Origin of the sequence: Actinophytocola sp., from assembly GCF_036402745.1 — a bacterium.
Classification (GTDB): Bacteria; Actinomycetota; Actinomycetes; order Mycobacteriales; family Pseudonocardiaceae; genus Actinophytocola.
Genome location: NZ_DASWSJ010000286.1, coordinates 1 through 8,576, shown reverse-complemented (window position 1 = coordinate 8,576; position 8,576 = coordinate 1). Strand labels below are relative to the sequence as shown.

Below are 8,576 nucleotides of genomic sequence, written 5' to 3'. Positions count from 1 at the left end.
GCGGTCCCGCCGGGACGACCAGTGGCGTTTCGCCGCGGACTCCGGCTTCGACACGGCCCGCGCGGTCTCGCGGGCCGAACCGGCCACCTACACCGAGAACGGGCTGCCCCGGCGCAGCGCAGGGCAGAACCTCGTGCCCGGCAGCGCCGGCAACCCCGCGGCGCCGGCCGGCCCGCCCCGGCACGGCCGGGCCGCCGAGGACGTGCGTGACCGGCTCAGCAACTACCGGCACGGCGTCCGCCGGGCCCGGGACCACCGCCCGGACGAGCAGCCCGGCACGCAGCCCAGGGACCCGGGCCGGCTCGACCTCAGCGGTGCCGGCTGGCGCTTCGCCGCGGACGTCGGCTGGCGCGCGGCCAACACCGTGTCGACGTCCACGCCGGTGGACTTCACCTCCGGCGGGCTGCCCCGGCGCAGCGCCGGGCAGAACCTGATGCCGGGCAGCGTGGCGCCGTCCGGCGGCGGCCCGTTGCGGATGGACCGCGCGGAGGAGATGCGCGGCCGGCTCGGCAGCTTCCAGAAGGGACTGTCCCGCGGGCGGCGCAGCCTCGCCGAGCGCGGGACAGGAAACGGATTCCCAGAGAACAAGCAACAGGAGAGTGAATGAACCCGCACTCCCAACCGAGTCAGTTCGGGTGGTTGGTCAACGACTTCGCCGAGCGGGTCCCCGGAGTGGCGCACGCCGTCGTGGTGTCCGCCGACGGTCTCCTGCTCACGTCGTCGGCCAGGTTGCCGCTCGACCGGGCCGACCAGCTGGCGGCCGTGGCCTCCGGGCTGGTCAGCCTCACCCAGGGCGCCGCCCGGTGCTTCGAGGCCGGCGGCGTCAAGGAGACGATCGTCGAGATGCAGGGCGGCATCATGCTGCTCATGGCCATCAGCGACGGGTCCTGCCTGGCCGTCCTCGCCGCGCCGATCTGCGACATCGGCCAGGTGGCGTACGAGATGACGCTGCTGGTCGACCGCGTCGGACAGCTCCTCACCCCTGAGCTTCGGGCCCAGCTGCAGGGCGCCGGCGGGAGGATGGTTGGGCAGCCGGCGTGAGCCCCGGACCCGACTTCTTCGGCCGGCCACCGGATGAACCGGTGCCCGGTCCGGAGCAGACGTTCGCCGACGTGTTCAACGGCTTCACCCTCGGCGGCGGCCGGCGCAAGCGCAAGAAGCACGTGGACCCGCCCCCGGGGCCGCCACCGTCCACTGCGGACGTCCATACAGGACCGATAGCGGCCCAGGAGATCGTGAAGCGGATCGACTGGCCCTACCCGCAACCCCGGCCATCCAGGCCGGAGTGGCAGCTGGACGCCGTGGAGGCGGAGCTCGGCGACGCGGCGGACGCGGCCATCGTGCGTCCGTACGCGTGGACCCGCGGCCGCACCAGGTCCACGATGGACATGCGGATCGAGGCCCTCGTCACCACCAGTGAGCTCGGTGAGGACATCGAGGCCTTGACCCAGACCGAGCACCGCTCCGTGGCGGAGCTGTGCGCCGAACCACGATCGGTCGCCGAGGTGGCCACCCTGTTGCACGTGCCGCTCGGCGTGGCCAAGGTGCTGCTGGGCGACATGGCCGGCCTCGGCCTCGTCATCGTGCACAAGACGGCTACCGGTGGGGCCAACAAGGCACACCTCATGTTGATGGAAAGGGTTTTGAGTGGACTCCGTCGGCTTTAAGGCCTCTGGCGAGACCCTGGTCCCCTCGATGACATCGGTCAAGATCGTCGTCGGGGGTGGGTTCGGCGCGGGCAAGACCACGTTCGTCGGCTCGGTCTCCGAGATCATGCCGCTCACCACGGAGGCGGTGATGACGGAGGCGAGCGCGGGGATCGACAACCTGGACGCGACCCCGACCAAGTCCACCACCACCGTTGCCATGGACTTCGGCCGCGTGTCGCTGGACTCGGACCTGGTCCTGTACCTGTTCGGCACGCCGGGCCAGGAGCGCTTCTGGTTCATGTGGGACGACCTCGTTCGCGGCGCGATCGGTGCCGTCGTGCTCACGGACACCCGCCGGCTCGCGGACTCGTTCTCGCCGATCGACTTCTTCGAGGACCGCGGGCTGCCGTACGTGATCGGGCTCAACCGCTTCGACGGGCAGCAGAGCCACGGCATCGAGGAGGTCCGCGACGCGCTCGCCATCTCCGACCAGGTGCCGATCGTGTCGTGCGACGCGCGGGACCGGGAGTCGGTCAAGCAGACGTTGATCACGATGGTCGAGTACTCGATGGACCGGTGGGTCGCCGTGCACGGCGCGGGTGTCGGCTAAGCGCTTGCTTAGGTATCGTGCCTGCCATGGATCTGTCCCTCAGCGAAGAGCAGGCAGCACTGCGCGACCTCGCGCGCGACTTCGTCGACCGCGAGGTCGTGCCGAACGTCCGTGACTGGGATCGGGCGGAGCAGGTCGACCGGTCGATCGTCGGGAAGCTCGGTGAGGTCGGGTTCCTCGGGCTGACGGTGCCCGAGGAATACGGCGGCTCGGGCGGTGACCACCTGTCCTACTGCCTGATGATGGAGGAGATCGGCCGGGGTGACTCGGCGATCCGCGGCATCGTGTCGGTGACCCTGGGGCTCGTGGGCAAGACGATCGCGACGTTCGGCACCGAGGAGCAGAAGGCGTCGTGGTTGCCCAGGCTGTGCTCGGGCGAGGCGCTGTCGTGCTTCGGCCTCACCGAGCCCGACACCGGTTCCGACGCGGGCAACCTGTCGACCAAGGCCGTCCGGGACGGTTCGGACTGGGTGCTGTCCGGTTCGAAGATGTTCATCACCAACGGCACGTGGGCGGACCTGGCGCTGATCTTCGCCCGCACCGGTGAGCCGGGTCCTCGGGGGGTGACGGCGTTCCTGGTGCCCACCGCGTCGCCGGGCTTCGAGCACCGGGAGATCAAGGGCAAGCTGGGCTTGCGCGGCCAGTCGACCGGCGAGCTGATCTTGTCGTCCGTGCGGGTCCCCGCCTCCGCCGTGCTCGGCGAGGAGGGCCAGGGCTTCAAGATCGCGATGGCCGCCCTGGACAAGGGCCGCATGTCGGTGGCGGCGGGATGTGTCGGCCTGGCGCGAGCCGCGTTGGAGGCGTCGACCAAGTACGCGGGGGAGCGCCACCAGTTCGGCAGGCCGATCGCCGGTTTCCAGCTGGTGCAGGAGATGCTGGCGGACATGGCGGTCGGCACGGACGCCGCGCGCCTGCTGGTGTGGCGCGTCGCCGACCTGATCGACCGCGGCCTGCCCTTCCGCACAGAGGCATCGATGGCGAAGCTGCACGCGAGCGAGAACGCGGTCGCCGCGGCCAACCTGGCGATCCAGGTGTACGGCGGCTACGGGTACCTGGACGAGTACCCGGTGGAGAAGATCCTGCGGGACGCGAGGGTGATGACCCTGTACGAGGGCACGAGCCAGGTCCAGAAGCTGCTGATCGGCAGGGCGTTGACAGGCGTGAACGCCTTCGTGTGAACACCTGCCCCAGAGAGGCTTGTACGAACGGCCGTCACCCGGCCGGGGTGACGGCCGTGGCCTCCGGCCCCCCGAGATCCATGCTACTGACCAGCACCGACACAACCGGAACGCCAACGACGGCCCTGTGGACAGCTCACGCCGAGGGCCGGTACGTCCCGAAGGACCAGAGGTTCCCCTCCAAATCCCGGGCCGAGTACTCGTCCGACCCATAGTCCATCTGCTCGAGATCCCGAACGATGACGGCCCCAGCGGCCTTGGCCCGCTCGAAATGCCCCTGCGGATCCTCGACCACCACATAGATCGACACCGGCGAAGCGAGCGGATCGGCCGCGGTGCCGCCCAGCCAGCCGGGATCCCGCGGCCCGCTGACCATGATCGTGCCCTCGCCCGCGCGGAGCTCCGCATGGCCGACCTTGCCGTGCTCGTCCCGGTAAATGGTCTGCTCCGTGAGGCCGAACGCCTCGATGAGCCAGGCCACGGCGGCGTCCGGATCGTCGTAGCGCATCGCTGGAATGATCATGTCTCGGACGCTATTCGGCCGGCACCCAGGCGTATTGGACGGATGTGACCTCGGCGGCCATCCGCCGCGGCAGCCGCGCGAGGAACGCGGTCGGCGTCGTGCCGGCGAACTCGCGGAAGTCGCGGTTCATGTGGGCCTGGTCGTAGTACCCGCACTCGGTCGCGATGCGGGACCACTCCGCGCCGCGCGCGGCGCTCACGCGGCGGACCAGCCCGTCGAAGCGGACGATCCGGGCGACCGTCTTCGGTGGGAGGCCGACCTGCTGGCGGAACCGGGTGACCAGGTGCCGCCGGCTCCAGCCGACGTCGTGCGCGAGCGTGCCGATCGACAGCGTGCCGCCCGACTCGACCAGGCGCCGCCACGCCCAGCCGACCTCGGGTGCCGGCGCCGGTCCTTCCTCGGCCCGCCGCAGCAGGAACTCGTCGAGCACCGCGAACCGGGCGGGCCAGCCGCCGGTGTTGGCCAGCCGTTCGGTGAGCCGCCGCCCGGGTGCGCCGAGCACGTCGGCGAGGTCGACGATCCGGCCGGTCAGCTCGTCCATCGGGACGCCGAGGAGCGTGTACGCGCCGAGCGGGGTGAGCTTGAGGTCGACGCACTCGATGGCGCCGTTCTGCTCGATCACGTCGTGGGTGTCGGTGAGCCCGGTGACGAACGCGCCGGGGTAGCCGCCGAATGCCGCGCCCGTGTTGATGATCACGGTGGACGTCGGCGTGGGGGTGGCGAGCCACCGGTCACTGGTGGCCGGCGGCTGCGCGAAGCCGAGGTAGTTCCTGGTCAGAAGCGCGCGTACCGGCTCGCTCGGCCGACTCTCGGCGTAGGTCAGCGTGGGGACCGCCGTGCTCACGCACCTGATCGTAGGCGCCGTCGCAATCGAGAGTTTGTTGCAATGCTCTGGCGATAGGGGCTCAAGGCTAACTAGGGTGAAACTCGTGTCCCATCCAGTAGCGATGCACATGAGCGACGGTCTGCTCAACGCGCCCACCTCGGTGATCTTCGGTGGCGTCGCGGTGATCGGCATCGCGGTCGCCATGGTTGGCGCCCGTCGCGACCTCGACGACCGGACCGCGCCGATGGCGGGCCTCGTCGCCGCGTTCGTCTTCGCCACCCAGATGATCAACTTCCCGATCCTGCCGGGGGTGAGCGGCCACCTGCTCGGCGGCGCGCTCGCGGCCATCCTCGTCGGCCCGTGGGTCGGCGCGCTGTGCGTGAGCATCGTGCTCGTCGTGCAGGCACTCGTGTTCGCCGACGGCGGGCTCACCGCGCTCGGCGCCAACATCACCAACATGGCGCTCATCGGCACCGCCGCCGGCTACGGCATCGCGTTGCTGCTGCGCCGGTTCGCCACCCGCGGCCGGGCCGGGCTCGCGACGGTCGCGTTCATCGCGGCGTTCTGCAACACGGTCATCGCGTCGCTCGGCTTCGTGCTCGAGTTCGCGATCGGCGGCGACGCGGCGTTCTCGCTCGGCGGCGTCACCGGCACGATCGTCGGCCTGCACGCGCTGATCGGCATCGGCGAGGGCCTGATCACCGCGCTGACCGTCACCGCGGTCGCCGCCGCCCGGCCCGACCTCGTCCACCTGCTGCGGGGCACCGCCCGCCCGCTCGAGCTGCGCGAGTCACCGGCGAGGAGCGCGTCATGAAGAAGCCCTGGCTGTTCTTCGCCGGGTTCGCCCTGGTGGCGCTCGTGATCGCGGGCGCGCTGTCCTACTTCGCCGACTCCTCGCCCGACGGCCTCGACGCCACCACGCTCAAGGGCTGCCAGGTCGTCCAGACCAGCGGGGGCGAGGAGCTGCGCGGCGACTGCATCGCGAAGAACGCCGGCCAGCACCACCTCTCCGGCAGCCCGCTCGCCGACTACTCCGTCGGCGGCGAGCGCCGGTTCACCGGCGTGGCCGGGATCCTCGGCGTGGTGGCCACGCTCGTCGTGGCCGGCGGCCTGTTCTGGTTCCTGCGCAAGCCCTCCGGCAAGCCGACGGACCGCGGCCGCACGTGAGCGGCGGGCACGGCGTCAACCTGCTGCACCGGCCGGGCACCTCGCCGGTGCACCGGCTGCCGGCGCAGGTGAAGATCGTCTGCGCGCTGCTCGGGGTGATCTGCGTGGTGGCCACGCCGCGCACCGAGTTCTGGGCGTTCGGCCTGTACCTCGTGCTGCTCCTGGTGATCTGGGCGGTCGCCTCCGTTCCGGTGGGGCACTTCGTCAAGCGTGCGGTGATCGAGGTGCCGTTCGTGGTGATCGCGCTGGTGATGCCGTTCCTCGGCGGCGGCCCGCGGTTCGCGTTCCTGGGGCTGAGCCTGTCGGAGCCGGGCGCGCTCGCCGGCTGGAACATCCTCGCGAAGGGCACGCTCGGCGTGCTGGCGTCGCTGACCCTCGCGGCCACCACCACCCCCCGCGAGCTGATCGTCGGTATGCAGCGGCTGCGCGCCCCGGCCGTGCTCACCACGATCGCGACACTGATGCTGCGCTACCTCGAGGTGATCGCCGCCGAGGCCAAGCGGATGCGCACCGCCCGCATCTCCCGCGGCCACGACCCGCGGTTCCTGTGGCAGGTCGGCGCGACCGCCCGGGGGATCGGCGCGTTGTTCGTGCGCAGCTACGAGCGGGGCGAGCGGGTGCACCTGGCGATGGTGTCCCGCGGCTGGACCGGCACGATGCCCGACCACGGCGCGGCGGCCGCACCCGGCGTGTGGCTGACCGGGTTGCTGCCGGTGCTCGCGACCGCCGCCGTGCTGGGGGCGGCAGTATGGCTCCCGTGAGTGAGGAGCCGTCGGTTCGCGAGGTGCGCACCGGGTCCGCGCCACCGGCGTTGCTGGTGGAGCGGCTCGCGTTCGCCTACCCGGACGGCCACCAGGCGCTGTACGGGCTCGACCTGCGGGTGGAGCCCGGCGAGCGGGTGGCCGTGCTGGGCCCGAACGGCGCCGGCAAGACCACCCTGGTGCTGCACCTGAACGGCGTGCTCTCCGGCGGGTCCGGGCGCATCGAGGTGGCGGGCCTCCCGGTGTCGAAGTCGACGTTGCACGAGGTGCGGCGCCGGGTCGGCATCGTGTTCCAGGACCCCGACGACCAGCTGTTCATGCCGACGGTGGGGGAGGACGTGGCGTTCGGCCCGGCCAACTTCGGCCTGTCCGGCGCGGCGCTGGACGCGCGGGTGCGCTCGGCCCTGGCGGCGGTCGGCATGTCCGAGCACATCGAGCGGTCGCCGCTGCACCTGTCCGGCGGCCAGCGCCGGCGGGTGGCGCTGGCGACGGTGCTGGCGTGCGACCCGGAGATCCTGGTGCTCGACGAGCCGTCGTCGAACCTGGAGCCGGTGGCCAGGCGCGAGCTGGCCGAGGTGCTGCTGGCCCTGGGCCGCACGACCCTGATGGTGACCCACGACCTGCCCTACGCCCTGCAGCTGTGCCCCCGCAGCATCCTGATCGACGACGGTGTGGTGATAGCGGACGCCCCGACCCGGGACCTGCTCGCGGACACGGACCTGCTCGCCGCCCACCGGCTCGAGCTCCCGTACGGCTTCCACCTGGACTGACCCGACTCCGTGGCGCTTGGGGCAACCTCGGGCCGAACTGCCTCCGTTGACCAGGTGTGGCAAGCACCGGCGGGGCCGGCCGGGGATACCCCCATTGTTCCGGGCACGCGTCCCAGCAGGCAGGATCGCTCTCATGAGCACCCCATCTCCGCTGCACGACGTGCACACCGCGCTCGGCGCCTCGTTCACCGACTTCGCCGGGTGGTCGATGCCGCTGCGCTACAGCAGCGAGCTGGCCGAGCACCGGGCGGTGCGTGCGGCCGCCGGCCTGTTCGACCTGTCCCACATGGGCGAGATCGAGCTCACCGGGCCGGAGGCGGCGCGGGCGCTCGACTACGCGCTGGTGGGCAAGCTGTCGGCGGTGAAGGTGGGGCGCGCCCGGTACACGATGATCTGCGACGTCGACGGCGGCGTGCTCGACGACCTGGTGGTGTACCGGATCGGCGAGGACCACTTCATGGTGGTGGCCAACGCGTCGAACTCCGCCGTGGTGGCCGGCGAGCTGCGGGCGCGGTCGGAGGGCTTCGCGGTGGAGGTGGCCGACCGGTCGCTGGACTGCGCGCTGATCGCGGTGCAGGGGCCGCTCGCGGTGGGGATCGTGGGGCGGGTGTGCGACGCCGACCTCGAGGCGTTGCCGTACTACGGCAGCACGCCGACGCGGATCGGTGGACATGATGTTCTCCTTGCTCGCACCGGCTACACCGGTGAGGACGGTTTCGAGGTGTACGCGGAGGCGCCGCACGCCGCGGACGTGTGGCGCACGCTGACCGAGGCGGGCGGGCCGTCGCTGCTGCCGTGCGGGCTGGCGTGCCGCGACACGCTGCGGCTCGAGGCCGGCATGCCGCTGTACGGCAACGAGCTGTCGGCGGAGCTGAGCCCGTTCGACGCAGGACTGGGGCGCGTGGTGAAGCTCGACAAGCCGGCGGACTTCGTGGGCCGGGCCGCGCTGGAGAAGCGCAGCGAGGCCCCGCCGTCCGCGACGCTGGTCGGCCTGACCGGCGAGGGCCGCCGCGCGCCGCGGCACGGCTACCCGGTGCTGGACGGCGACACCCCCGTGGGCACGGTGACGAGCGGCGCCCTGTCACCGACGCT

Annotated in this window: 11 protein-coding genes and 1 pseudogene; 10 read left to right on the top strand and 2 right to left on the bottom strand. The window is 71.7% G+C overall.

Translation table 11 applies throughout. The features are described 5' to 3' along the window. The 5 genes and pseudogenes from VGD70_RS27090 to VGD70_RS27070 form a co-directional block, all read left to right on the top strand. Window positions 1-607 (top strand): annotated as a pseudogene (locus VGD70_RS27090) (hypothetical protein); the annotation flags it as partial. Beyond that, the gene (locus VGD70_RS27085) at window positions 604-1,041 is read left to right on the top strand and encodes a roadblock/LC7 domain-containing protein (protein WP_331086169.1); all 438 of its coding nucleotides are present in this window, start codon (window positions 604-606) and stop codon (window positions 1,039-1,041) included. The pseudogene VGD70_RS27090 and the gene VGD70_RS27085, both read left to right, overlap by 4 nt. Next, the gene (locus VGD70_RS27080; protein ID WP_331086167.1) at window positions 1,038-1,667 is read left to right on the top strand and encodes a DUF742 domain-containing protein; all 630 of its coding nucleotides are present in this window, start codon (window positions 1,038-1,040) and stop codon (window positions 1,665-1,667) included. The genes VGD70_RS27085 and VGD70_RS27080 overlap by 4 nt, the downstream gene beginning before the upstream one ends. Continuing rightward, window positions 1,648-2,259 carry an ATP/GTP-binding protein gene (locus tag VGD70_RS27075; protein WP_331086166.1) on the top strand — a complete coding sequence of 204 codons (612 nt, stop codon included), beginning with the start codon at window positions 1,648-1,650 and terminating at the stop codon, window positions 2,257-2,259. Before VGD70_RS27080 ends, VGD70_RS27075 begins: the two co-directional genes overlap by 20 nt. A gap of 26 nt (window positions 2,260-2,285) precedes the next feature. Beyond that, window positions 2,286-3,437, top strand: a complete 1,152-nt coding sequence (locus VGD70_RS27070; RefSeq protein WP_331086164.1) for an acyl-CoA dehydrogenase family protein — start codon at window positions 2,286-2,288, stop codon at window positions 3,435-3,437. Window positions 3,438-3,573: 136 nt separating this feature from the next. Here the strand turns inward: VGD70_RS27070 and VGD70_RS27065 are convergent, their stop codons facing one another. Continuing rightward, the gene (locus VGD70_RS27065; RefSeq protein WP_331086162.1) at window positions 3,574-3,960 is read right to left on the bottom strand and encodes a VOC family protein; all 387 of its coding nucleotides are present in this window, start codon (window positions 3,958-3,960) and stop codon (window positions 3,574-3,576) included. Window positions 3,961-3,970: 10 nt separating this feature from the next. Next, window positions 3,971-4,804 carry an AraC family transcriptional regulator gene (locus VGD70_RS27060; RefSeq protein WP_331086161.1) on the bottom strand — a complete coding sequence of 278 codons (834 nt, stop codon included), beginning with the start codon at window positions 4,802-4,804 and terminating at the stop codon, window positions 3,971-3,973. 85 nt (window positions 4,805-4,889) lie between these two features. On the opposite strand from VGD70_RS27060, the gene VGD70_RS27055 reads away from it, so the two are divergent. The 5 genes from VGD70_RS27055 to gcvT form a co-directional block, all read left to right on the top strand. Further along, on the top strand, window positions 4,890-5,600 hold the full coding sequence (locus VGD70_RS27055; protein ID WP_331086160.1) for an energy-coupling factor ABC transporter permease: 711 nt from the start codon (window positions 4,890-4,892) through the stop codon (window positions 5,598-5,600). After that, complete coding sequence (locus tag VGD70_RS27050; RefSeq protein WP_331086159.1) at window positions 5,597-5,953, top strand: PDGLE domain-containing protein; 357 nt, start codon at window positions 5,597-5,599, stop codon at window positions 5,951-5,953. Before VGD70_RS27055 ends, VGD70_RS27050 begins: the two co-directional genes overlap by 4 nt. Next, a complete protein-coding gene (gene cbiQ, locus VGD70_RS27045; protein ID WP_331086158.1) occupies window positions 5,950-6,714 on the top strand; it encodes a cobalt ECF transporter T component CbiQ in 765 nt (254 codons plus the stop codon). The genes VGD70_RS27050 and cbiQ overlap by 4 nt, the downstream gene beginning before the upstream one ends. After that, window positions 6,711-7,484, top strand: coding sequence for an ABC transporter ATP-binding protein (locus VGD70_RS27040; protein ID WP_331086157.1), 774 nt, complete (start codon window positions 6,711-6,713; stop codon window positions 7,482-7,484). The genes cbiQ and VGD70_RS27040 overlap by 4 nt, the downstream gene beginning before the upstream one ends. 133 nt (window positions 7,485-7,617) lie before the next feature. Next, window positions 7,618-8,576: glycine cleavage system aminomethyltransferase GcvT (gene gcvT, locus VGD70_RS27035; protein WP_331086156.1), on the top strand; the 959-nt coding region annotated here is incomplete at its 3' end.

What these genes read in the sequence shown, in the direction of transcription:
- VGD70_RS27085 (WP_331086169.1), top strand. Translation starts at nt 604, where the DNA reads ATGAACCCGCACTCCCAACCGAGTCAGTTCGGGTGGTTGGTCAACGAC.
- VGD70_RS27050 (WP_331086159.1), top strand. Translation starts at nt 5,597, where the DNA reads ATGAAGAAGCCCTGGCTGTTCTTCGCCGGGTTCGCCCTGGTGGCGCTC.
- VGD70_RS27070 (WP_331086164.1), top strand. Translation starts at nt 2,286, where the DNA reads ATGGATCTGTCCCTCAGCGAAGAGCAGGCAGCACTGCGCGACCTCGCG.
- VGD70_RS27065 (WP_331086162.1), bottom strand. Translation starts at nt 3,960, where the DNA reads ATGATCATTCCAGCGATGCGCTACGACGATCCGGACGCCGCCGTGGCC.